This is a genomic window from Collimonas sp., from assembly GCF_039923675.1.
Taxonomy (GTDB): domain Bacteria; phylum Pseudomonadota; class Gammaproteobacteria; order Burkholderiales; family Burkholderiaceae_D; genus Collimonas.
Genome location: NZ_JBDTCG010000089.1, coordinates 86472 through 110754, shown reverse-complemented (window position 1 = coordinate 110754; position 24283 = coordinate 86472). Strand labels below are relative to the sequence as shown.

Genomic DNA, 24283 nt, shown 5'->3' with positions numbered 1-24283 from the left:
ATGTGGATAACCAAAATCAGTATCAACCACCCGGTGTTCGCCACCATGGTGATGGTGGCGCTGCTGGTGCTCGGCCTGTTCTCGTATCAGGAGCTGGGGCTAGAGCAGATGCCGGACATCCAGACTCCCGGCCTGTTGATCGAGATGCGCTATCCTGGCGCCTCGCCGGAAGCGGTCGAGAACGACATCACCAAACCGATCGAAGATACGATCAATTCGGTGAGCGGCATCAAGTCGATCCTCTCCAGCTCATATGAAGGCCGCAACTCGACCTGGGTGACGTTCGAGCTGAACGTCAACATGGACCGCGCAGTGCAGGAAGTGCGCGACAAGATCGCTCAGATCCGGCCCGGCATGCCGAAAGACGCCAAGGACCCTTTCATCGTCCGCGGCGATACGCTCAACACGCAGCCGCTGGCGTCGCTCAGCGTGACCTCGAAGACGCGCAGCCTGCGCGACCTCTCGACCCTGACCGAGCAGATCATCGTCAAGCGCCTGCAAGCGGTAACCGGCGTCGCCAAGATCGATATCGGCGGCAATGTCAGCCGCCAGGTGCTGGTCAACCTCAAGCCGGAGCAGATGGCGGCGCAGAAAATCGGCGTCGATGAAGTCTTGAATGCGATCCAGACCACCAACCAGGACATGCCGGCCGGGTTGATCACGCGCGGCGCTTCCGACCAGCTGGTGCGGCTGGAAGGCAAAATGAAAGACCCGCGCGCCTTCGGCCAGATCATCGTCGCCCGCCGCGGCGGTGCCCCGGTCTATCTCGACCAGGTGGCGCAGATCAGCGACGGTGAGCGCGAAGAATCCTCGATCTCGCGCTTTAACGGCCAGCGCGCCATCAACCTGGATATCACCAAGATCCAGGATGCCAACATCGTCGCAGTCGGCGATGGCGTCAGGGATGAAGTGGAAGTTCTCAAGACGCAGCTGCCGAAAGACGTCGAGATCAAGATCGTCCACGCCAATTCCGACAACGTCAAAAGCTCGCTCGACCGCGTCAAGGAAACCATCCTGGAAGGCGCCGGGCTGACGGTGCTGATCGTGTTCCTGTTCCTGCACTCATGGCGCAGCACCATCATCACCGGCCTGACCCTGCCGATCTCGGTGATTGCCAGTTTCATCGCCCTGCACGCTTTCGGTTTCACCCTGAACTTCATGACCCTGATGGCGCTCTCACTGTGCATCGGCCTGCTGATCGACGACGCCATCGTGGTCCGTGAAAACATCGTGCGCCATCTGGACATGGGCAAAAGCCATATCGCTGCGGCGCGCGACGGCACCCAGGAAATCGGCCTGGCGGTAATGGCCACCACCTTTGCGATTGTCGCCGTGTTCGTGCCGGTGGCTTTCATGAAGGGCATCATCGGCCGCTTCTTCCTGCAGTTCGGCGTCACCGTCACGGTGGCGGTGCTGGTTTCCTTGTTTGTCAGCTTTACGCTGGATCCGATGCTGTCCTCGATCTGGCCCGATCCGCCGGAGAACCGTTTCAAACGTTTCCCCTGGCTGGCGCGCATGATGGCCGGCATCGAGCACCTGATCGAGCGCGTCCACGGGGTTTATGGCCGCATTTTGCAACGGGCGCTGGCCTGGCGTAAAACCACGCTGGGGCTGGCCCTGGCGTTGTTTGTCGGCAGCCTGTTCCTGGCGCCGCTGGTCGGCACCGAATTCATTCCGGACACCGATCAGGGTTTCATCGCGCTCAAGCTGAAAACCCCGGTCGGCTCGAGCCTGGCTTATACCGACAGCAAGATGCACCAGATCGAAGACGCGCTGCGCAAGATGCCTGAAATCGAGACCATCAGCACGACAGTCGGTACCGACGACGGCCGCAATGCCGCCGATATGAACCTGACCCTGACCAATCGCAATACCAGCAATCGCATCTCGCAGAAGGACGTGGAAAAAAATATCCGCGAGCGCCTGAAATCGATTCCCGGAATCGAATTGTCAGTGGGCTGGGACAAGCCGATCTATGTCGCGATCCTGGGTCCGGAAACCGACAAGCTGAGCGCAATCGCCGACCAGGTGATGCTGAAGATCGGCAAGATCAAAGGCATCACCGACCTTGAAAACAGCCTGACTGCGGCCAATCCCTCCATTACCATCAAGGTCAACAATACCCTGGCCAGCGACCTCGGCCTGAGCGTGCAGCAGATCGGCGCCGCCTTGCGGCCGTTTGTCTCGGGCGACGCCAATAGCCACTGGCTGGCGGCGGATGGACAGAACTACGAAGTCAACGTGCAGTTGCCGAAATCCGGCCGCCAGAAAATCGCCGATCTCGGCGACCTCTCGGTCGCCAGCAGCAATCTCGACGGCGAAGGCAAACCGATCATGGTGCCGCTGCGGCAGGTCGTGGAATTCGTGCACTCCTCCAGCCCGCGCGTGATCAAGCGCCAGGATTTGCAGCGCCGCATCGGCATCTACGCCAACGTCGAAGGCCGTCCGTCCGGCGACGTCGGCACCGAGGTGCAAGCCGTGATCAAGCAGATCGAACTGCCGCCCGGCTACCGCTTCGATGTCGGCGGCCGCACCAAGGACATGCAGGAAGCGTTCGGCTCTGCGCTGGCGGCGCTAGGCATCGCGGTGATCTTCATCTACCTGATCCTGGCTTCCCAGTTCGGCAGCTTCCTGCAACCGATCGCGATCATGGCCTCGCTGCCGTTTTCCCTGATCGGCGTGTTCCTGGCCTTGCTGATCACCGGGAGCACCTTGAATATATTTTCCATCATCGGCTTCATCATGCTGATGGGACTGGTCACCAAGAATGCGATTCTGCTGGTCGATTTCAGCAACCGCGAACAGCGCGGCGGCCGCTCGCAATACGAGGCCATCCTGGCCGCCGGCCAAGTGCGGTTGCGGCCTATCCTGATGACCACGCTGGCGATGATTTTCGGCATGCTGCCGATGGCGCTCGGCCTCGGCGACGGCGGCGAAACCCAGGCGCCGATGGGACGTGCAGTGATCGGCGGGATTATTACTTCTACCCTGCTGACGCTGGTAGTGGTGCCGGTGGCTTACAGCTATCTGGATAGCTGGGGCAAGCGGGCCTTGCGTTTCTTCAAGGGTGAACATGCCACGGAGGTGAAAGCTGTGCCGCTGGCGAGCGAATCCTGATTTAAGAAAATGATGGCAGGCGCAACGCCTGCCATCTGTAGTGACTTTTGTATCGATCTTTCACGCTGTCGTTCAATTCCGATCCAATCCCCGTGCCCGCATGCGTTCGGCATCGTCGCTAAAAGTCTGGTTGCGCAAGGCTTCGATCTGCCGGTTGCGGTCTTCTTCCGCCGTACCGCTCTGCTGACGGATCTGGTCCGCAGCCTGGCGATACCGGGTGTAACGGTCTTGCCAGGCTTGCTCTTCCTGCCCCAGTTGATCGAAGCGCTGCGCCGCCGCTGGTCCGAATTGCTGCGCCATCATATCGTGCTGCGCTTGCTGGCTAGCGCCCTGCTGCCGTAGCTGGCGCAAATCGTCAAAGCCTTTTTGCACCGGATCGGCGGCGCCCGCATTCAAGCCGGTCTTGGCGCCGCTGCGCAAAGCCGCCAGCATGCGCTGCGATTCCGCCTCTTCATCGCCGAACCAGATCTTTGCCACGTCGATCCCCAGCGTATCCTGCCGCAAGCGCGATAGCTGCGACAGCCAGGCCGCCATGCGATCGGCATCCAGCGCCGCCATCTTGCTGTCCGGCGTGATCACCGGCACGCTCTGCTTTTCCAGCAATGCATCGTGGGCCGTCAAGTAGGCCACATACGCGCGCGCCAAACGTTCGCCGTCAGCGTAGGCCGATGCCGGCAAGCTGCTCTTCAAATAGGCCAGCAACTGCGCCATATGCTCAGGTCGGGAACCCGGCAAGCCGCCCAGCAGGTAATAATCGAAGACATCACGCAAGGCGCGGTTGACTTGCAAATGCTGATTCGCATCCACTGCCAAACCTGGCGGCGGACTGGTGTCGGTTACGGTCGGCGCTGCAACAGACGCTTCGCGCCACTGGCCGGGACCGATACGATCGGATGAGGTTGTGCGTGCGCCTGACTGCGTGCCGCCGGCAGCCGCTGCCGGTTCCGCAGAACGGAACCAGAACAGCGCCGCAGCAAGCAAACCAGCGACGACAACCATTAGCGCCAGGTTAAACCGGTGTCTGGTTTGCATCTGGCGTCAGCCTATAAGCCGGCGGTCTTGAGCCGGTTGGCCTGGGTCCGGATGGTGACCACCGGATCCGCGCTGAACAGGCCGCGCAAGCCGAACAGCTGGTTGACTTCGTCCAGATGGTTCCAGCTGTACACCCCCAGTTCGCGGCCGAAACGCGCGCTGCATACCGGCACCAGGCCATCGTTGGCGCCAGCGCCGGCTGTCTTGATGATGACGCTGCCTAGCACCATGACCGGATCGGTAACGTCGAGAATGTTGGTGCCGGCCTGGTTACCGGCCCACGAATACAGCAGTTGGGTATTGCCGCTGCGGACTTCCGAAATGGCGCCGTTCACGCTGCAATTGGCGGGTTCGCCGGCGCTGGGATAATTGCGGTTGAAACTCGCCGCGCCGGCCGTGGTCAAGCCACTCAAGGCAGCCAGCGGATCCTGCGGTTGCGGATTGCCGACAAACAGGCTCAGCAGTTGCCCCAATATCGAAGTGCCGTCGGCCAGCAGGTTCTTCAGGGCCTGCGGCGCCAGGTTGACCGTATCGGCTACCGGCGTTCCCGCATGCGGGGTGCCGATGGTGGTGACCGAGGCTATCCATTGCGGCTTGACTGCGGCGGCGTAGCGCGAAGTTGTGCCTCCTTGGCTATGCGAAATCAGGTTGACCTTGGCGGCGCCGGTCGCAGCCAGCACGCTGCTGATCTGCTTCAGCAACTCTTCGCCGCGTGTTTCATCGCTGTTGAAGGCGGAGACATCGGCGACGTAGACGGTAGCGCCGTTGGCGCGCAGATCGCTGGGAATCTGCCACCAGTAATCGACTATGCCGAAGTACTTGGAGGTGCCGGCCAGCCCGTGCACCAGGACAATCGGATACTTGGTTTGCGTGTAGGCGCTGGCCACTGAGGTTCCGAACAGGTTGAACACCGAGGCATGGGCTTGCCCCAGCGGTAAGCAACAGCAAAAGACAGAAGCAACTGCGATTCGGCGTAGCGATTTCATAACCACATCTCCTTTATTTAAACGCACGGTCGTGCTCTTTTGTTGTCTCAATACTACACATATACAAACCTGTCTACAATCAATACTCATCGTGCAGAGCAGCATTGCGCTCCGCCGGCGGAGCGCAATGCGAACGATGCGGCCACCGGCAGCGCCCTTCAAGGCAGCGAGGCATAATGATGCGGTCCCGCAAACCTACAACGTCAACTGGAGAGAGAATGTCCACCCGTGAAGAAACCCTGGCGCAATGGATGGCGCAAGAAGCCGCGGTGCGCGCCAAACTGGCTGGGCCCGGCGTCGCCACGCTGGAACAATTGAAGCAATACAGCGGTGTTGAGTTTTTACAACGCATCCTGGACGGCGAATTGCCGATCGCGCCGATTGCGCAAACGCTGGATTTCACGCTGATTGAAGTGGAGCCGGGCCGCGTGGTGTTTCAAGGCACCCCAGGCAAGCAACATTACAATCCGATCGGCAGCGTGCATGGCGGTTACTTCTGCACGTTGCTGGACTCGGCGCTGGGCTGCGTGGTGCAGTCAGCCCTGCCCAAGGGCAGCGGCTACACTACGCTGGAACTGAAGGTCAATCTGATCCGGGCGCTGACCGACAAAACCGGCCCGGTGCGCGCCATCGGCAAGACGATCCAGGTCGGCGGCAGGGTTGGCGTGGCGGAAGCCAATATTGTCGATGTCGATGGCAAGATCTATGCACATGCGACTACCACCTGCCTGGTGTTTCCCCTGCCGTAACACTCCCGCCCACTTCCTGCAGCGCACAATAACGGTGCGCTGCAGCGCGTCATAATTTCGTCACAAATTATTAAAAAAACATCGTCAGCAACAACATCCCGCGCGTTATATCACCATTTCCCGATTCTAACCAGCTGTCACTTTTTATAGCTAGCAAAGGGGAAATCGGCAAGATACATTCATTTCCAAGTGGAAATGTATTATTGCCTGCGTTATCGCAAATATCCGCATTGCAATGCATCAAAATCTTCCACCAAGCCATCAGCTTTACGGAAAGACGGTGCTTCACACAGGCCTTCTCTATTCCACCCACATCAGAGGGTGAGCCACGCATTCATCCCGCGCGCATGCAGATCACTGCAGATTTCACTCATGATTTGGAGAAACGCTTGGATACCCGTTCAGATAGCCGCCTGGAAAACATCGACTCCACCGCCACCACCGCGCCATTGACCTCAGGTCAGATGGCAATGTGGCTCGGCGCAAAATTTGCGTCGCCGGACACCAATTTCAATCTCGCCGAAGCTGTCGATATTTTTGGCGAAATAAACCTGATCCATTTTTTCGCAGCCATGCAGCAAGTGGCGAACGAAGCCGAGGCCCCGCGCCTGCATTTCGTCGATACCGAACATGGCCCGCGCCAAGTCGTGACGCCAACCTTCTCCGGCGAACTGCCCTATCTCGATTTCAGCCGCGACGCCGATCCTGCCGCCGCGGCAAATTCCTGGATGCGCGCCGACTTCAGCCGCAACATCGATCTCGCCCATGGCCAGTTGTGGCTGTCGGCGCTGCTGCGTACCGGGCGCGATCACTACATCTGGTATCACCGTTGCCATCACATCGTGCTGGACGGTTTCGGCGGCGGCTTGATTGCCCGCCGCCTGGCCGACGTTTACAGCGCACGCGTCAGCGATAACGCCGCCCCGGAAGATTCCCGCTTCGCACCGATTTCACAGCTCGCGCAAGAAGACCAGGCGTATCGCGAATCGGGCCGTTTCCCGCGCGACCGCCAGTATTGGCTGGAGCATTTCCGCGACGCTCCCGATCCGCTGAGCCTGGCGCCGCAACGCTCGGTGAATATCGGCGGCCTGCTGCGCCAGACCGTGCATTTGCCGGCGGCCAGCGTGCAAGCCTTGCAGGACATCGCCCGCGAACTCGGCACCACCTTGCCGCAAATCCTGATTGCCGCCACCGCCGCCTATCTGTACCGCAGCACCGGCGTCGCCGACATGGTGATCGGCGTGCCGGTGACCGCCCGCCACAACGACCGCATGCGGCGCGTGCCGGCGATGGTGGCCAACGCCTTGCCGCTAAGGCTGGCAATGCGCCCGGAGTTGCCGATCGACGAATTGATAAGCGAAGTCGGCCGGCAAATGCGGCAAATCCTGCGCCACCAGTCCTATCGCTATGAACACCTGCGCAATGACCTGAACATGCTGGTCAATAACCGGCAACTGTTCACCACAGTGGTCAATGTCGAACCCTTCGATTACGATTTCCGCTTCGGCGGCCATGTCGCCAAGCCGCGCAACCTGTCCAACGGCACGGCAGAAGATCTCGGCATTTTTCTGTATGAACGCGGCAATGGCCAGGATTTGCAGATCGATTTTGACGCCAATCCTGCGCTGTATACCGCGCAGATGCTGGCCGGCCATCAACGCCGCCTGCTGGCTTTCCTGAACGCGGTGATAGCGCAACCGGCGCAGCATATCGGCCGCATCGACTTGCTGGATGACGTTGAGCGCAAGCAGTTGCTGACCGGCTGGAACGATACCCGCTATCCAGTTGAAGACAGTAATCTGGCGGCGTTGATAGAAGCTCGGGTCGAACATAACGGCCACGCCACCGCGTTGCGCTACGAAGGACAGGAACTGAGCTATGCCGAGCTGAACCGGCGCGCCAATCAGCTCGCGCATTTGCTGCAAGCACGCGGCGCCGGCCCGGAACGCAGCGTAGCGATTGCATTGCCGCGCTCGCTGGAGCTGGTCATTGCATTACTGGCCACTTTAAAAACCGGCGCAGCCTATTTGCCGGTCGACCCGGATTATCCACAAGAGCGCATCGCCTTCATGCTCGGCGATGCGCAGCCGGTCTGCCTGATTACCACTGCGGCGCTGGCGCAGGAACTGCCGGATCGCGCACCGCAATTATTGATCGACTTGCCACAGACTGTAGAGGAACTGGAACACTACCCCGCCATCAATCTGAAGCAAACCGCAACCATCAACCCGCTGCACCCTGCTTATGTGATCTACACCTCCGGCTCCACCGGCATGCCGAAAGGCGTGATGGTTTCACAGCGCGCCATCGTCAATCGCCTGCGCTGGATGCAGGCCCGCTATGACTTGCAATCTGACGACCGCATCCTGCAAAAAACGCCGTCGAGTTTCGATGTCTCGGTGTGGGAATTTTTCTGGCCGCTGATCGACGGCGCCACGCTGGTGCTGGCCAAACCCGGCGGCCACAAGGATGCGGCTTACCTGGCCGCGCTGATTGCCAGCGAACAAATCACTACCATCCATTTCGTGCCGTCGATGCTGGAAGTCTTCCTGCTCGAACCTGCCGCATCCGTCTGCGCTTCATTGCGCCGCGTCATCTGCAGCGGCGAAGCGTTGTCGCCGGCCTTGCAGTCGCAATTTCGCCAGCGTCTCGATTGCGAACTGCATAATTTGTATGGACCGACGGAAGCGGCGATTGACGTCACTTTCTGGGAGTGCAACGCCACGAGCACTGAAGCGGGCGAAGAGCGCGTGCCGATCGGCTATCCGATCTGGAACACCCAGATGTATGTGCTGGATAGCGGCCTGCAACCGGTGCCGGCCGGCGCCACCGGCGAGCTGTATATTGCCGGCACCGGCCTGGCGCGCGGCTACCTGAACCGTCCTGTGCTGAGCGCGGAACGCTTCATCGCCAATCCTTACGGCGCACCCGGCAGCCGCCTGTATCGCAGCGGCGACCTGGCTCGCTGGCGCCATGACGGCAGCCTGGACTTTCTCGGCCGCGCCGATCAGCAGGTAAAGATTCGCGGCTTCCGGATTGAACCCGGCGAGATCGAGGCGGTGTTGCTGCAACATCCGCAAGTCGCGCAAACGGCAGTGATCGCACGCGAAGACGTGGCCGGAGAAAAGCGCCTGGTAGCGTATGTGGTGCCGGTGACGGCAGCGGATCCGCAAACGGCCGAACTGCGTGCCCACTTGGCGCTAACGCTGCCGGAACACATGGTGCCGTCGGCCTTCGTTAATCTGCCGGCGTTACCGCTTAGCCCCAGCGGCAAGCTGGATCGCAAGGCGCTGCCGACGCCGGAACGGCAAGCGGCGACGCCCTACCGTGCGCCACGCAGCGCCACCGAAAAAATATTGGCCGAACTGTGGGCCGAGACTTTGCATCTGCCGCGGGTCGGCATCGATGACAATTTCTTCGAACTGGGTGGCCATTCGCTGATGATCGTGCAACTGATCTCGATGATCCGCCAGCAATTCATGATCGACCTGCCGCTGGATACCCTGTTCCAGGTTTCCACCATTGCCTGCCTGGCCGAACGCCTCGACCAGGAATCGGTCGCGCGCCCGAACCTGACCCCGATGCAGCGGCCGGCGCGGATTCCGTTGTCGTTTGCGCAGCGCCGCTTGTGGCTGATGAACCAGCTGGAAGGTCCCAGCCCGGCTTACAACATGCCGCTGGCCCTGCGCTTGTCCGGCGCCCTGGAACGGACAGCCTTGCATGCCGCGCTGGCGGATCTGGTGCAGCGTCACGAAAGCCTGCGTACCATCTATCCGAACGAGGGCGGCTTGCCATATCAGCAGATACTCAGCAGCGCCAACGCCCGGCCGGCGCTGATCGAAGCCGGCACCAGCGAAGACGGCTTGCCGGCGATGCTGCAGGCGGCTGCGGCGCACGGTTTCGAGCTTGGCAGCGCTGCGCCGTTGCGGGTGTATCTGTTCCGGCTGGATGCGGATGAGCATGTGCTGCTGTTGCTGACCCATCATATCGCCGGCGATGGCGCTTCGCTGCTGCCGCTGGCGCGCGATCTCAGCATGGCTTACGCGGCGCGCTGCAAAGACGAGGCTCCGGATTGGGCGCCGTTGCCGCTGCAATATGCCGATTACGCATTGTGGCAGCAGGAACTGCTAGGCAGTGAAGACGACGCCGCCAGCATGGCCGGCCGCCAGCGCGAATTCTGGCGCACCACCTTGCGCGACCTGCCCGAGCAAATGACCTTGCCGACCGACCACGCACGACCGCTGATCCCGAGTTATCGCGGTGGTGTAGTGCCTTTGCAGATCCCTGCCCACACCCATGAACGCATATTGCAACTGGCGCGCGACAGCCAGGCCAGTGTCTTCATGGTGCTGCAGGCGGCACTTGCAGCCTTGCTGAGCCGGCTCGGCGCCGGCGACGACATCGCCATCGGCAGCCCGGTCGCCGGCCGCAGCGACCATGCACTGGACGATCTGATCGGTTGTTTCGTCAATACGCTGGTGCTGCGTACCGACACTTCCGGCCAGCCCAGCCTGCGCGACCTGATAGCGCGGGTGCGCAGCACCAACCTGGCGGCCTACGCCAACCAGGAATTCCCGTACGACCGCCTGGTGGAGTTGTTGCGGCCGGAACGGTCGCGCGCCAACCTGCCGTTGTTCCAGGTGATGCTGGGGTTCCAGAACAGCAGCCGGCTTTCCTTCAGCCTGCCAGGCCTGTCGATCACGCCGCAACCGGTGGCGATCGATACCGCCAAGTTCGACCTCTCCTTCATCCTCAGCGAACAGCGCGGCGCCGACGGCTTGCCTGCCGGGATCAGCGGCGGCATCCAGTACAGCAGCGATTTGTTCGAACACGGTACGGTGGAGTCGATCGCGACCCGCCTGCTGCATTTGCTGGATCAGGCTTGCGAAACGCCGGACCAGACGCTCAGCAGTATTTCCATCCTTAGCGCCGAGGAAAACCAGCGGCTGCTGGTCGACTGGAGCGGCAGCGCACGCGAACTGGCGCCTGCCACACTGGCTTCCGTGGTCGAGACGCATGCCCGCCACCATCCGCACTCCGCAGCGGTCATCCTCGATGACGCTACGCTCAGCTATGCCGAACTCAATGCCCGAGCCAACCGGCTGGCGCACCTGCTGCGCGGCCAAGGCGTTGTTGCCGGCGCCATTGTCGCCACTGTCTTGCCGCGCTCGCTGGACCTGGTGCTGGCGCACCTGGCCATCGTCAAAATCGGCGCCACCTATCTGCCTCTCGATCCGAATCATCTGGCCGGCCGCAGCGCCTTCCTATTCTCCGATGCCGCGCCTGCCACCGTACTGACTCACGATGCCTTGTTGCCGCAACTGGTAAACGTGCCACATCGGCTGCTGCTTGACAGCGACGTTACCGTCGCCATGCTGGCAATCCAGTCCGACAGCAATCTCGGCGAGAGCGGCCAAGGGCGGAGTTTCAATCCACAGGACGCCGCCTATATCATCTACACCTCCGGCTCGACCGGCATTCCCAAAGGCGTAGTGGTGCCGCACGCGGGATTGAACAGCCTGGCGGTCGCCCTGCTTGAACGGCTCGCCATCGGCCCGAGTTCGCGCGTGTTGCAATTTTCTTCCAGCGGCTTCGACGCTTCCATCATGGACCAGTTGATGGCGTTTGCCGCCGGCGCGGCGCTGGTGGTGCCGGCGGCCCGGCAATTATTGGGCAGCGACCTGGCTACCGTGCTTGAGCAACATACTGTCAGCCATGCATTGATTCCACCGGCAGCGCTGGCGACCTTGCCAGACCAAGCTTTTCCGCATCTTCACACGCTGGTGGTGGGCGGCGATGTCTGCCCGCCGGCGCTGGCCGCTCGTTGGTCGCAGGGACGCTACATGATCAACGCCTACGGCCCGACCGAAATCACCATCTGCGCCAGCCTCAGCTCACCGCTGAACGACTTTGAGCAACCGTCAATCGGACGGCCGGTCTGGAATACCCAGATGTATGTGCTCGACGGCAGCCTGCAGCCGGTCCCGGCCGGAGTCGCCGGCGATCTGTACATCGCCGGCGAAGGCCTGGCGCGCGGCTACCTGAACCGGCCGGTGCTCAGCGCCGAACGGTTTGTGGCCAATCCTTACGGCGCGCAGGGCAGCCGCATGTATCGTAGCGGCGACCTGGCGCGCTGGCGCAGCGACGGCAGCCTGGATTTCCTGGGCCGCGCCGACCAGCAGGTAAAGATCCGCGGCTTCCGGATTGAACCGGGCGAGATTGAATCGGTGCTGCTGCAACATCCGCAAGTCGCGCAAGCGGCAGTGATTGCGCGCGAAGATGTGGCGGGTGAGAAGCGCCTGGTGGCCTATCTGGTAGCGGCAGCAGATACCGATCCGCAACCAGCCGCACTGCGCGCCCATTTGGCGCTGGCGCTGCCGGATTACATGCTGCCGTCGGCTTTCGTCAGCATGCCGGCCTTGCCACTCAGCGCCAGCGGCAAACTCGACCGCAAGGCGCTGCCGGTACCTGAACTGCAGGCCGCCGCGCCTTACCAGGCGCCACGCACCACGACCGAGAAAACACTGGCTGGATTGTGGGCCGAGATTTTGCATCTGCCGCAAGTCGGCATCGACGACAATTTCTTCGAGCTCGGCGGCCATTCGCTGCTGGCGATCCAGCTCGGCATGCGTATCCGTGAACAGTGCAGCGCCGATTTTCCGCATGCCGGCATTTATACGCATCCGACCATCGCCCAGCTGGCGGCCTTGATCGACAATACCGGCGCCAGCGCAACAGCGCCGGACCTGTCGCGCGAGCTCAATCTTCCGGCACATATCCAAAGCCATGGCCGCTCGCCTGCGCCCGTTCCGCAACGCGTATTTCTCACCGGCGCCAGCGGCTTTGTCGGCAGCCACCTGCTGGCGGCCTTGCTGCGCGACACCCCGGCGCGGGTGATGTGCCATGTGCGGGCCAAAGATGCCGCGTCGGGCAAAATCCGCCTGCAGCAGACGCTGGCCGAACGCCGGCTGAGCAGCATCTGGGACGATGACCGGATCGAAGTGGTAACAGGCGATCTCGGCGCCGCCCAGCTCGGACTCAGCGATGCTATCGCACAGATAATCCGCGACGACTGCGACGCCATTTATCATTGCGCCGCGCAAGTCGACTTCCTCCACCCTTACGCCAGCCTGAAAGCCGCCAATGTCGAGAGCGTGGTCACATTGCTAGACTGGACCGCGCATGGCAAAGCCAAGAGCCTGCATTACATCTCGACATTGGCGGTGATCGATCCGGGCAACAACGACGGTCCGGTCACCGAACGTTCGGCGCTGGCGTCCTGGAATGGCCTGCTGGACGGCTACAGCCAGAGCAAGTGGGTAGGCGATGCGCTGGCCCGCGAAGCGCAGGCGCGCGGCTTGCCTGTAGCGATCTACCGGCTGGGCGCGGTGACCGGCGACCATACCCATGCGATCTGCAACGCCGTCGACCTGATCTGGCGCGTGGCGCATCTGTATGCCGAGCTGGAGGCGATTCCGGATATGGACCTGCCGCTTAACCTGACGCCGGTGGATGACGTGGCGCGAGCGATCCTGGGCCTGGCCGGCGTACCGGCTTCATTGGGCCAGGTGTATCACCTGATGAGCCCTACGCCATTGCGGGTGGGCGACATTCCGCCGGTATTCGAACGGCTCGGGCTGAGCCTGGAACCGCTGGGCCTGGAAGCCTGGCTGCAGCGTGCGCATGAGCGCCTGGCAGTCAGCCAGGATCGCGACCTGGCGGCGGTGCTGGCGATCCTCGACCGCTATGACACCGCCACCACGCCGCCGACAGTCTGCGGCGCCGAGACCCATGCGCAGCTGGTAGCGATAGGGGCCGGCATACGTCCGGTCGACCGCGATTTGCTGGAGCGCTATTTCATCAATCTCGGCATCAAAAAGACGGCCGGCGCCCTTGCAACCAGTATCTGAAGGCATCCATCAACGCTTAGGAAAATCCATGGCACGCTATTTAATCGCCGCAACCGCACTACCCGGTCACGTGCTGCCAATGCTGGCGATCGCCCAGCATCTGGCCCGCCTCGGACATGAAGTACGATTTCACAGCGCGACGCAGTTCCAGGCGCAGGCCGAAGCGACCGGCGTCACGTTTACGGCCTTCGAACCGGCTATCGATTTCGATTATCGCAAGCTCGATCAGCGCTACCCGGAACGCAGCCGCCTGACGTCGGCGCATGCGCAAATGTGCTTCGGGCTGAAGCACTTTTTCGCTGACGCCATGGCGCCGCAACTACACGGCATCCAGAAAATCCTGGACGGCTTTGAAGCCGATGCGATTGTGGTCGACACCATGTTTTGCGGCACCTTTCCGCTATTGCTCAACACGTGGAAAAAACGTCCGTCCATCGTCGCTATCGGCATCTCGGCGCTGCCGCTCTCCAGCCGCGACACCGCCTTCTTCGGCACCGCGTTGCCGCCGTCGGCGACGCCGGAAGGACGGCAGCGCAACCTGGCGATGAACAACAACCTCAAGCAAGCGATGTTCGGCGAAGTGCAGCGCTATTTCGACAAGCTGCTGACGGCTTCCGGCTCGCCGGCGCTGCCGTCGTTTTTCATCGATGCCATGATCACCCTGCCGGACCTGTATTTGCAGCTGACCGCGCCATCCTTCGAATATCCGCGCAGCGACTTGCCGCCATCGGTACGTTTTGTCGGGCCGTTGCTGGCGCCGGCGAGCCGCGACTTCACGCCGCCCGACTGGTGGCATGAGCTGGACGATGGCCGCTCGGTGGTGCTGGTCACGCAAGGTACGCTGGCCAACCAGAATCCGGCGCAGCTGATCGGCCCCACCCTGAGCGCGTTGGCCGGCGCCAAAGACATTCAAGTGATTGCCACCACAGGCGGCCCGCTAGCGGCGGACTTGAAACTGACCGTACCCGTCAATGCGCGCTTGCTGCCGTTCCTGCCTTACGACCAACTGCTGCCCAAGGTGCATGCGATGGTGACCAATGGCGGCTATGGCTCGGTCAACCATGCGCTCAGCCTGGGCGTGCCGCTGGTAGTTGCCGGCAATACCGAGGAAAAACCGGAGATTGCCGCCCGCGTGGCCTGGTCGGGCGCCGGCATCAACCTCGGCAGCGCACCGCCGAGCGCACGCCAGATCGGCGATGCCGTGCGCAAGGTATTGAGCGAGCCGCGCTATCGCCAATGCGCGCGGATCCTGCGCGACGATTTCGGCCGTCATCATGCGCTCACCGAAATCGCCGACGCCATCGCCATTGCGACGCTACAGCAACCCGCCACGACCAAGGCCGCGGCCATGGCCTTGGCTTGACTCATTCAGCAGTTTCACACAACGCAAACACTACGCAAGGAGATTAAACATGAGTAATCCGTTTGACGACAAGAAGGCCAGCTTCCTGGTATTGATCAATGAAGAAGGACAGCACTCTTTGTGGCCGGCTTTCATCGACATTCCGGCCGGCTGGACAGTGGCGCTGGCTGCCAGTGACCACCCCATCTGCAGTGCCTTTATCGAATCCAGCTGGACCGACATGCGGCCGCGTTCGCTGGCGGCGCTGGGTTAGTCGAGCGCTTTTAGTCCAGCGCCTCGATCTCGCTCAGGCTATCCACGGCAGGTATTTGCGCCAGCGGCGCATCTGCCGTGACCATATCCATCTTGAGATATTCGATGTTCAAGGTGATCGCTTCGCTATAGCGCAAGACGAAATAATCGCCTTCGACCACATAGAAACGTTCCAGCTCTTCCGCCGTGGTGGCGCCGTCCGGCTTGTCCGCCGACAGCGGACGCCGCATCACCTGTTCCAGGATCATGCGGTCCAGGCTGCCATTGGCGTCGACGAAAAAATTATCCAGGATGCCAGTAAACAATACCGCCTGCCCGGCCACATTGACGATCGCCGACACCGAGATCAGGTCCGGCCGCTCATCCTCGTCGAAGTCGGCGCCGGTCAGCAGGTAATACCAGGGCGCCTGGTTGAAACGCAACCAGGGCACAAACCAGCCGGCATTGGCGCGGTCCAGCCGGAAACGCGTAATCATCAGCCGGAAACCATTCGGCACGATCCAGGAGCCGGCATACAGGCTGAGGAAATACGCGCAAATCCAGGGAAACTGCGCAGCGACGCCCTGGATAGCCTTGGCCTGGCTGGCGGAATCGGAGGACAGCAGTTCAAGCAGCAACAAAGGCTGCAAGATGCGCCCGAACAGGCATGCGGAAGCCAGCAACCACAGCGGGTGAAACACACAGTTCCACAGCATTGCCTCGGTGACAATCTGGCCGAACGGGGAATAATCGAGGGAAATGCGCTCGGCACGCTTGAAGCGCGAACGGGCGATAAAACCGGGGAGCAGCAACAGGAAGACGATTAAAGCAGGTAGCGCTACATTCATTGGCTACGGTCGCCGTACCGCTCAGGCGGCCTTGGGTACAACGGTAAGACGATACAAGACCGTGCCCTCTTGCGCGGAATGCAAGCTGATCACGTCGTCGGCGGCGACCGATGTGGACAAGGACGGTTTCGAGTTCTTGCTGGCCAAATAGGCGCGCAATTGCAGCTTCGCGCTCGGATCAGCGAGAACTCTTTTAGCCAGTGCGCTCTTAAGTGCTTTCATAGTGTGTCCACTATGCCATAAAAAAGCATTTTTTGCATGTTGTCGCCACGCCATCTTCACACAATAACGGTGTCGCCTAACAACAGGATTGTTATATATAAATAACGATATATAACTTTGGTGTATATAGCGACGCTGCTAAAATTGCACGCCTGACTGACCAATCTGAAGCAAATCCGTGATTCGTATCGAGCAACTGCATAAAACCTATCCGCTGGAACCCAATGCAAAAAGCCAGGCACCCGCCGTCGCTGCATTGTCCGACATCAATCTGCATATCAAAAAAGGCGAAATTTTCGGCATCATCGGCCGCTCCGGCGCCGGCAAGAGCACCTTGATCCGCACCCTCAACATGCTGGAACGCCCTTCCAGCGGCAAAGTACTGGTTGAAGGCGAGGATATCACCGCGCTCGACAATACCGGCCTGCACCGGTTGCGCCAGCGCATCGGCATGATCTTCCAGCATTTCAACCTGCTCAACGCCAAGACCGTGGCCGCCAACATCGACTGGCCGCTAAAAATCACCGGCAAGTACACACAACAGGAACGCGCCGCCCGCGTCGCCGAGCTGCTGGCGCTGGTCGGCCTTAGCGAACACCGCGACAAATATCCGGCGCAATTGTCCGGCGGCCAAAAACAACGGGTCGGCATCGCCCGCGCACTGGCCAACACGCCGCACCTGCTGTTGTGCGATGAAGCGACCTCGGCGCTGGACCCCGAAACCACGCAGGCGATCCTGCGCCTGCTGCTCGACATCAACCGCAAATTGAACCTGACCATCGTCCTGATCACGCATGAGATGCAGGTAATCCGCAATATCTGCGACCGCGTGGCCGTGATTGAGGCCGGCAGGATCGTTGAAAGCGGCGAGGTAGCTGAAGTGTTCTTGCATCCGCAGCACGCGGTGACGCAAAGCATGGTGGCGGAAAGCACGCCGTTTTCCGCCGAAACCGCATTGCTGCCGCCGACGGCTGAAGGCCATGCGCATTTGCCCGGCCTGCTGGTGCGCCTGACTTATGTCGGCGACATCACCTACCAGCCGATCCTGAGCAGCATCGCCGCCGCCACGCCGGCGCTGATCACCATTTTGCAAGGCACCATCGCTCGCATCAAGGACACGCCCTACGGCCAGCTGCTGGTGGAGTTGCGCGGCGAACCGGCCGATGTGGCGCAGGTTTTCACGACGCTGGATCAGCACAACATCCGCCATGAGGTACTCACATAATGGATTTCTCTCTCATCGACTGGGCCGACATCTGGCAAGCCACCTGGGAAACCCTGGCCATGACTGGCTTTTCCCTGCTGTTCACGATCCTGCTCGGCCTGCCGCTCGGGATCCTGCTATTCATCACCGGCAAGCGCCAACTGCTGGAACAGCGCGGCATCTACCGTGCGCTGTCGCTGGTGGTCAACGTGCTGCGCTCGGTGCCTTTCCTTATTTTGCTGATCGTGATGATCCCGGTCACTGTGCTGCTGGTCGGCACCTCGCTCGGCGTGCTGGGAGCGATCCCGCCGCTGGTGCTGGGCACTGCGCCGTTCTTTGCGCGGCTGGTGGAAAACGTCTTGCGTGAAATCGACCGCGGCGTGGTCGAAGCCTGCCAGGCGATGGGCGCCAACAAGCGCCAGATCATCTTCGGTGCCCTGCTGCCGGAAGCCCTGCCTGGCCTGATCGCCGCCACCACGGTGACCGCCATTGCCTTGATGTCCTACGCCGCCATGTCCGGCGTGATCGGCGGCGGCGGCCTCGGCGACCTGGCGATCCGCTTCGGCTACCAGCGCTTCCAGACCGAAGTGATGGTGACCACCGTCGCCGTGCTGGTGGTGCTGGTGCAGGCGCTGCAATTTTCCGGCGACCGGCTGGTGCAGCATTTCACACGCAAATAATTTTTCGCTTGTATTTTTAAAATCAAAAAAGGGAGTTATATATGTCACGTACGTCACGCAAATTTTCACTGTCACTCGGACTGGCTGCGGCAGTGTTCTCGACCTTCAGCCTGATCGCTGCCGCACCAGCACAAGCCTTGGACAAGCTGGTGATCGCCGCCACACCGGTGCCGCACGCTGAAATCCTGGAATTCGTCAAACCGATCCTGGCCAAGGAAGGCGTCGACCTGCAGGTCAAGGTATTCACCGATTACATCCAGCCGGCGGTGCAAACCAACGAAAAACGGGTAGACGGCAATTTCTTCCTGCATCTGCCGTACCTGAATGAATTCAAGAAGAGTCACAAGAACGACCTGGAAGTGGTGGTCACCAAGGTTCACGTCGAACCGTTCGCCGGCTACTCCAGCAAGTACAAGAAACTGTCCGACCTGCCGGACGGCGCTACCGTCGCTATCCCTAACGACCCGTCCAACTCCGGCCGCGCGTTGCTGCTGCTGTCGCACCAAGGCCTGCTGAAACTGAAAGATCCAAGCAACATCTCGGCAACGCAAAAAGACATCATCGAGAATCCGAAGCACCTGAAGTTCAAGGAGCTCGAAGCCGCAACCTTGCCGCGCGTGCTGAACCAGGTCGACCTGGCGCTGATCAACACCAACTATGCGATCGAAGCCAAGCTCAACCCGGTCAAGGATTCGCTGTTCATTGAAGATGCGAATTCACCTTACGCCAACCTGCTGGTGGCGCGCGCCGACAACAAGGACAGCCCTGCCGTGAAGAAGCTGGCAGCTGCGCTGAATTCCCCGGAAGTGAAGAAATTCATCGAAGAGAAATACAAAGGCGCGGTAGTGCCGGCATTCTGATAGCCGCAGACACGACGTTTGAATGTATCTAAGCGGTCTTAAAAAAGCCCTCGCAATTTGCGGGGGCTTTTTAGTTTACACTAAGCGTTTTGCGATTAACAAAACACCCAAACACCTCAGAGGCACATCATGGAAGAAAAAGTTGAAACAAGCACATCCCAGCGCGACGCCTTCCTGGAAGAGAAAGCGTTCAAGTCACGCACTGTGCTGCTATTCGGACAAATCAACGACTCCGCGGCGCGCGACGCAGTCAAGCAGCTGATCGCCCTGTCCGGCGAATCCAAGGCGCCGATCAATTTCCTGATCTGCTCGCCGGGCGGACACGTGGAATCAGGCGATGTGATCCATGACGTGATCCGTTTCATCGACGCGCCGGTCAACATGATCGGCAGCGGCTGGGTCGGCAGCGCGGCGGTCAACGTTTTCCTGTCGGTGCCGAAAGAGCGCCGTTTCTGCTTGCAGAATACGCGCTTCCTGATTCATCAGCCAAGCGGCGGCGTCGGCGGCCAGGCATCGGATATCGCGATCCAAGCGCGTGAAATCATTCGCGTACGCGAAAGAATCGGCGCCTTGATTGCAAAAGAGACCGGTCAAAAGGTGGAAAAAGTGACGATCGACATCGACCGCGATTTCTGGATGTCTGCGCCGGAAGCGATCGAGTATGGCCTGGTGTCGAAATCGATTGTGAGCGCCAAGGAAATTTCCTGAAGAGACGTAGCGATCAGTTAACGAAAAGGGGGCGAGTAGATAATTTACTCGCCCCCTCTTTTATTATCCTTCGATTATTACTCTTGAATCTTATGCAGCCTTGCGCTCCTGCTCCACCGTTTCACGCAGACGCTTAGCCGCAAGCACCATGTTTTCCAGCGCTTCGTAAGTCTCAGGCCAGCCACGTGTCTTCAGGCCGCAATCCGGATTGACCCACAGGCGCGCATCAGGAATCACGCCGCGCGCCTTGCGCAGCAGGCGCTCCATCTCGTCGACTTGCGGCACCCGCGGCGAATGGATGTCGTAGACGCCCGGACCGATGTCGTTGGGATAGGCGAACTCGCCGAAACCGTCCAGCAGTTCCATATCCGAACGCGAAGTCTCGATCGTGATGACGTCGGCATCCATCGCGGCGATCCACGGCAGAATGTCGTTGAACTCCGAATAGCACATGTGGGTGTGGATCTGGGTTTCGTCGCCGACGCCGGCGGCGCTGATCTTGAACGCCCGCACCGCCCAGTCGAGGTAATGCGGCCAGTCGCGCGATTTCAACGGCAAGCCTTCGCGGAACGCAGGCTCGTCGATCTGGATCATGCCGATGTTGGCCTTTTCCAGGTCGCAGACTTCATCGCGCAGCGCCAAAGCGATTTGCAGCGCGGTTGTTTCACGCGACTGGTCGTCGCGCACGAAGGACCATTGCAGCATCGTCACCGGACCGGTCAGCATGCCCTTCATCGGCTTGCTGGTCAGCGTTTGCGCGAACTGGCTCCAGCCGACAGTCATGGCTTCCGGACGATACACGTCACCGTAAATGATTGGCGGTTTGACGCAGCGCGAGCCGTAGCTTTGCACCCAGCCGTTGGCGGTGAAGGCGTAGCCCCACAGCTGTTCGCCGAAATACTCGACCATGTCGTTGCGTTCCGGTTCGCCGTGCACCAGCACGTCGAGGCCGAGCTGCTCCTGTTTTTCCACGACCACGCGGATTTCTTCGCGCATCTTGTCTAGGTAATCCAAATGGCCGATTTCACCACGCTTGTAGGCAGCGCGCGCCTGGCGGATTTCCGCGGTTTGCGGGAAAGAGCCAATGGTAGTGGTCGGGAATGCAGGCAATTGCCACTTGGCTTGCTGCTTGGCGATACGGGCGTCGAAACCGGCGGAACGCTCGGCGTCGGCCGCAGTCACTGCCGCCAGGCGCTTTTGCACCAGCGGGTTGTGAATGCGGGTCGAACTACGGCGGCTGGCTTGTGCTGCGCGCGAAGCCACGAATTGCGCTTCGACTTCGGCTGTCTTGCCATTCAGCGCCTGCTTGAGGGCGACGATTTCCGCCAGTTTCTGGGTGGCGAACGCCAGCCAGCTTTTCAGTTCGTCATCCAGCTTCGGTTCGTTGGCAAGGTCAACCGGCACGTGCAGCAGCGAGCAGCTGGAAGCGACCCACAAGCGATCGCCCAGTTGCGCTTGCAAAGGCTTGAGCTTGGTCAGCACCTGGTCCAGATCGGTGCGCCACAGGTTGCGGCCATCGACCACGCCCAGCGACAGCACCTTGTCTTGCGGCCAGCCGGCAGCGATCTGCTCCAGTTGGCCGGCGCCGCGCACCAGGTCCAGATGGACGCCGGCAACGGGCAACGTGCGCAGCAGTTCCGCATGCTCGCTGACTTCGCCGAAATAGGTGGTCAGCAATAACGCTGGCGCGCCGTCGTTCAGTGTTGCATAGGTCGGCGCAAAGGCGGCGCGCCAGCTGGCGTCAAGTTCCAGCGCCAGGATCGGCTCGTCGATCTGTACCGACTCGATACCGGCGGCATGCAAGCGTTGCAGCAGTTTCCGATAGCCGGCCACCACCTTAGGCAGCAGATCCAGCTTGCCGGCGATGCCAGACTTGATCTTGCCTTGATACAGCAAGGTCAGCGGGCCGACCAGCGCTACCTTTACTTTGTGGCCGAGAGCGCGCGCTTCGGCGATTTCATCGTGCAGCCAGTCGACGCCGCCGTCGAATTGCACATCGGCGGTCCATTCCGGCACCAGATAGTGATAATTGGTGTCGAACCATTTAGTCATTTCCATCGCGAAGTGCTGCTTGCTGCCGCGCGCCAGGGTGAAATAGTCGGCCAGGGTGAGCTGTTTCGGATCGAAGCCGAAGCGGCTTGGAATCGCGCCCAGCAAGGATAGTGTACCCAGTACCTGGTCGTACCAGGCAAAGTCGCCGACGGTAACGAAGTCGAGGCCGGCATCGGCCTGGGCTTCCCAGTGACGCGCACGCAAGGTGGCGCCGGTGGCGCGCAAGGCGGCTTCATCGGAAGCGCCCTTCCAGAACGATTCCTGGGCAAACTTCAGTTCGCGGTGGGCGCCAATGCGCGGAAACCCTAATACGTGTGCCAATGCCATCTCAATCTCCAATAAAAAACATGTTCGATGACTCGCATCTTGGGCTCTATTGGATTATGATTCAAACGATAAATATTAAGAATCAACTTGAATTTTACTCATACAGAAATCTTTCTTGCTCATCTGCCCACTTTTATGCAATCCATTCTTGAATTACGTCACCTGAAAACCTTGCACGCACTGCGCGAAGCCGGCAACCTGCTGCGGGCCGCCACCTTGCTCAACGTCACCCAATCGGCGCTATCGCACCAGATCAAACAGTTGGAAGACCATCACGGCACCACCTTGTTCGAGCGCAAATCGGTGCCGGTGCGGTTTACCCCGGCGGGTGAACGCTTGCTGAAGCTGGCTGATGCGGTGTTGCCACAAGTGGCGGAAAGCGAGCGCGACCTGGTGCGCATGGCGCAAGGCGTGGCCGGGCAGCTGCGGATTGCGGTGGAGTGCCACACTTGCTTTGACTGGCTGATGCCGGCCATGGATATTTTCCGCAAACGCTGGCCGGAAGTCGAACTGGATATCGTCTCCGGCTTCCAGGCAGATCCGGTGGGCCTGCTATACGAACATCGGGCGGATGTGGCGATTGTCGCGGAAGTCGACCCCGACGAAAAAGTCGATTATCACGCCTTGTTCAGTTTTGAAATTGTGGCGCTGGTAGCGCACGATCATCCATTGGCGGGCAGGGAATACCTGGTGGCGGAAGATTTTGCCGGCGATACCCTGATTACCTATCCGGTGCCGGACGACATGCTGGATGTGGTGCGCCAAGTGCTGAAGCCGGCCGGCATCCAGACCGCGCGCCGCACCACCGAGCTGACGGTGGCGATGCTGCAACTGGTCGCTAGCCGCCGCGGCATCGCCACCCTGCCGATCTGGGCCGCCCAGAATTACCTGACGCGCGACTATGTGCTAGCCAAGCGCATCACCGCCAAAGGCCTGACCGGCCGCTTGTATGCGGCCTGCCTGCCGGAGATGTCGCTGCAGCCCTATCTGGTCGACTTCGTCAGCACCACGCGCGAGAGTTGCTATGTCAATCTGCTCAGCGTGGAGCTGCTCTGAGCCGTTATCTGTCGCACTGCAGATAGCCGTTGATATTGCTGAAGCTGCCGCTTCTGCAGGAAGACAAAGAGACTGACGACTGTATCCTGCGGTTGTTGCCACCACCGCAGCTTGCCGCAAGCACGCCGCCACGCAGGCTGATGTCGCTACAGGATTGCAGATAGCTTCCCGGTGGCAGATCCCGGTTGTTGCGGCCATCATCACGCCCCCCGCCACCGCTGCATTGCAGGTTGCCGTTGATGTTTTCAAAATTTCCGCTTCTGCATGAATACAAGGAAATTGATGTACGCCTGCCGCCATTGTCGCCACCGCAGGTTGCCTCGAGCACGTCGCCGCGTATCCTGATATCGGAGCAGGACTGCCGATAGCTACCAGGAGGCAGATTCCTGTTATCGCGGCCGTAATCACGATCATCTCGGCCATCGCCTGAACATTGCAGGTTGCCGTTGATGTTTTCAAAACTCCCGCTTCTGCATGAATACACCGGGATGGATGTGCGCCTGCCGCCATTGTCTCCGCCGCAAGTCGCTTCAAGTATGCCGCGCCTGACGACGATATCGCGGCAAGACTGGAGGTAACTGCCAGGCGGCACCCCGTTTTCATTGCCGTAATTATCGCCATAGCCGCCGCCGTAAGCTGGCGCGGAAGGATAACCCTGCCCGTAGGACTGTGCATACGCGCTGCTATAAGAACCAGCGGCGCAAACAGCCAGCACAACGGACGCAATCGCCGCAAATACAGATTTGATTGTCATTTCATTTCCATTCAACAAATAAAACATTTTTCATATTTCTTATTGTACTTCAAGGAAATAGAGCTTTTCCGTTGTCCTGCCCATGAAATTCCTGCTGCGGCCGGGCCGGGGACATCCGATCTACGCAAGCCAGCTCTCCCGCCCTTGTCATTATGAAACTCTGGCGACTGGAGGAAAAGGCACA

General features: G+C 60.4%; 16 protein-coding genes and 1 pseudogene. 10 read left to right on the top strand and 7 right to left on the bottom strand.

Translation table 11 applies throughout. The features are described from left to right. Complete coding sequence (locus ABI171_RS19310; protein WP_348094159.1) at positions 1-3117, top strand: efflux RND transporter permease subunit; 3117 nt, start codon at positions 1-3, stop codon at positions 3115-3117. 72 nt (positions 3118-3189) lie between these two features. On the opposite strand, the gene ABI171_RS19305 is transcribed toward ABI171_RS19310, so the two are convergent. Beyond that, positions 3190-4149, bottom strand: a complete 960-nt coding sequence (locus ABI171_RS19305) for a lipase secretion chaperone (protein ID WP_348094158.1) — start codon at positions 4147-4149, stop codon at positions 3190-3192. An 11-nt stretch (positions 4150-4160) separates the two neighbouring features. Beyond that, a complete protein-coding gene (locus tag ABI171_RS19300) occupies positions 4161-5135 on the bottom strand; it encodes a triacylglycerol lipase (protein ID WP_348094157.1) in 975 nt (324 codons plus the stop codon). 218 nt (positions 5136-5353) lie between these two features. On the opposite strand from ABI171_RS19300, the gene ABI171_RS19295 reads away from it, so the two are divergent. Continuing rightward, positions 5354-5884, top strand: a complete 531-nt coding sequence (locus ABI171_RS19295) for a PaaI family thioesterase (RefSeq protein ID WP_348094156.1) — start codon at positions 5354-5356, stop codon at positions 5882-5884. A gap of 70 nt (positions 5885-5954) precedes the next feature. Here the strand turns inward: ABI171_RS19295 and ABI171_RS19290 are convergent, their stop codons facing one another. Beyond that, entirely contained in the window at positions 5955-6218 is a 264-nt protein-coding gene (locus ABI171_RS19290) for a hypothetical protein (protein WP_348094155.1), read from the bottom strand. Positions 6219-6273: 55 nt separating this feature from the next. On the opposite strand from ABI171_RS19290, the gene ABI171_RS19285 reads away from it, so the two are divergent. Genes ABI171_RS19285 through ABI171_RS19275 form a run of 3 tightly spaced genes read left to right on the top strand, consistent with a single transcriptional unit; the run spans position 6274 to position 15410 of the window. After that, entirely contained in the window at positions 6274-13794 is a 7521-nt protein-coding gene (locus ABI171_RS19285) for an amino acid adenylation domain-containing protein (RefSeq protein WP_348094154.1), read from the top strand. A 28-nt stretch (positions 13795-13822) separates the two neighbouring features. Next, the gene (locus ABI171_RS19280) at positions 13823-15157 is read left to right on the top strand and encodes a nucleotide disphospho-sugar-binding domain-containing protein (RefSeq protein ID WP_348094153.1); all 1335 of its coding nucleotides are present in this window, start codon (positions 13823-13825) and stop codon (positions 15155-15157) included. 49 nt (positions 15158-15206) lie between these two features. Then, a complete protein-coding gene (locus ABI171_RS19275) occupies positions 15207-15410 on the top strand; it encodes an MbtH family protein (RefSeq protein ID WP_348094152.1) in 204 nt (67 codons plus the stop codon). A gap of 10 nt (positions 15411-15420) precedes the next feature. On the opposite strand, the gene ABI171_RS19270 is transcribed toward ABI171_RS19275, so the two are convergent. Both ABI171_RS19270 and ABI171_RS19265 read right to left on the bottom strand, forming a co-directional pair. Next, positions 15421-16236, bottom strand: coding sequence for a hypothetical protein (locus ABI171_RS19270; protein ID WP_348094151.1), 816 nt, complete (start codon positions 16234-16236; stop codon positions 15421-15423). Positions 16237-16257: 21 nt separating this feature from the next. Then, positions 16258-16458 carry a hypothetical protein gene (locus ABI171_RS19265; protein ID WP_348094150.1) on the bottom strand — a complete coding sequence of 67 codons (201 nt, stop codon included), beginning with the start codon at positions 16456-16458 and terminating at the stop codon, positions 16258-16260. 178 nt (positions 16459-16636) lie between these two features. On the opposite strand from ABI171_RS19265, the gene ABI171_RS19260 reads away from it, so the two are divergent. From ABI171_RS19260 to ABI171_RS19245, 4 genes and pseudogenes are all read left to right on the top strand, one after another. Next, a complete protein-coding gene (locus ABI171_RS19260; RefSeq protein WP_348094149.1) occupies positions 16637-17683 on the top strand; it encodes a methionine ABC transporter ATP-binding protein in 1047 nt (348 codons plus the stop codon). Beyond that, positions 17683-18342 (top strand): methionine ABC transporter permease, encoded by a 660-nt coding sequence (locus ABI171_RS19255; RefSeq protein WP_348094148.1) that lies wholly within the window; start codon positions 17683-17685, stop codon positions 18340-18342. Before ABI171_RS19260 ends, ABI171_RS19255 begins: the two co-directional genes overlap by 1 nt. 41 nt (positions 18343-18383) lie before the next feature. Then, the gene (locus ABI171_RS19250) at positions 18384-19202 is read left to right on the top strand and encodes a MetQ/NlpA family ABC transporter substrate-binding protein (protein ID WP_348094147.1); all 819 of its coding nucleotides are present in this window, start codon (positions 18384-18386) and stop codon (positions 19200-19202) included. 120 nt (positions 19203-19322) lie between these two features. After that, a pseudogene (locus tag ABI171_RS19245) lies at positions 19323-19910 on the top strand (ATP-dependent Clp protease proteolytic subunit); the annotation flags it as partial. A 90-nt stretch (positions 19911-20000) separates the two neighbouring features. Here the strand turns inward: ABI171_RS19245 and metE are convergent. Beyond that, positions 20001-22289 carry a 5-methyltetrahydropteroyltriglutamate--homocysteine S-methyltransferase gene (metE, locus tag ABI171_RS19240; protein WP_348094146.1) on the bottom strand — a complete coding sequence of 763 codons (2289 nt, stop codon included), beginning with the start codon at positions 22287-22289 and terminating at the stop codon, positions 20001-20003. 135 nt (positions 22290-22424) lie between these two features. On the opposite strand from metE, the gene ABI171_RS19235 reads away from it, so the two are divergent. Then, positions 22425-23345 carry a LysR family transcriptional regulator gene (locus ABI171_RS19235; protein ID WP_348094145.1) on the top strand — a complete coding sequence of 307 codons (921 nt, stop codon included), beginning with the start codon at positions 22425-22427 and terminating at the stop codon, positions 23343-23345. Positions 23346-23349: 4 nt separating this feature from the next. Here ABI171_RS19235 and ABI171_RS19230 read toward each other — a convergent pair whose 3' ends face one another. Continuing rightward, a complete protein-coding gene (locus ABI171_RS19230) occupies positions 23350-24099 on the bottom strand; it encodes a CVNH domain-containing protein (RefSeq protein ID WP_348094144.1) in 750 nt (249 codons plus the stop codon). Between the last annotated feature and the right edge of the window lie 184 nt (positions 24100-24283).

Bases quoted from the DNA above. Each gene is read 5' to 3' on its own strand.
- ABI171_RS19290 (WP_348094155.1), bottom strand. From the start codon at position 6,218: ATGCGTGGCTCACCCTCTGATGTGGGTGGAATAGAGAAGGCCTGTGTG.
- ABI171_RS19270 (WP_348094151.1), bottom strand. From the start codon at position 16,236: ATGAATGTAGCGCTACCTGCTTTAATCGTCTTCCTGTTGCTGCTCCCC.
- ABI171_RS19305 (WP_348094158.1), bottom strand. From the start codon at position 4,149: ATGCAAACCAGACACCGGTTTAACCTGGCGCTAATGGTTGTCGTCGCT.
- ABI171_RS19275 (WP_348094152.1), top strand. From the start codon at position 15,207: ATGAGTAATCCGTTTGACGACAAGAAGGCCAGCTTCCTGGTATTGATC.
- ABI171_RS19255 (WP_348094148.1), top strand. From the start codon at position 17,683: ATGGATTTCTCTCTCATCGACTGGGCCGACATCTGGCAAGCCACCTGG.
- ABI171_RS19310 (WP_348094159.1), top strand. From the start codon at position 1: ATGTGGATAACCAAAATCAGTATCAACCACCCGGTGTTCGCCACCATG.
- ABI171_RS19250 (WP_348094147.1), top strand. From the start codon at position 18,384: ATGTCACGTACGTCACGCAAATTTTCACTGTCACTCGGACTGGCTGCG.
- ABI171_RS19235 (WP_348094145.1), top strand. From the start codon at position 22,425: ATGCAATCCATTCTTGAATTACGTCACCTGAAAACCTTGCACGCACTG.
- ABI171_RS19300 (WP_348094157.1), bottom strand. From the start codon at position 5,135: ATGAAATCGCTACGCCGAATCGCAGTTGCTTCTGTCTTTTGCTGTTGC.
- metE (WP_348094146.1), bottom strand. From the start codon at position 22,289: ATGGCATTGGCACACGTATTAGGGTTTCCGCGCATTGGCGCCCACCGC.
- ABI171_RS19295 (WP_348094156.1), top strand. From the start codon at position 5,354: ATGTCCACCCGTGAAGAAACCCTGGCGCAATGGATGGCGCAAGAAGCC.
- ABI171_RS19265 (WP_348094150.1), bottom strand. From the start codon at position 16,458: ATGAAAGCACTTAAGAGCGCACTGGCTAAAAGAGTTCTCGCTGATCCG.
- ABI171_RS19280 (WP_348094153.1), top strand. From the start codon at position 13,823: ATGGCACGCTATTTAATCGCCGCAACCGCACTACCCGGTCACGTGCTG.
- ABI171_RS19230 (WP_348094144.1), bottom strand. From the start codon at position 24,099: ATGACAATCAAATCTGTATTTGCGGCGATTGCGTCCGTTGTGCTGGCT.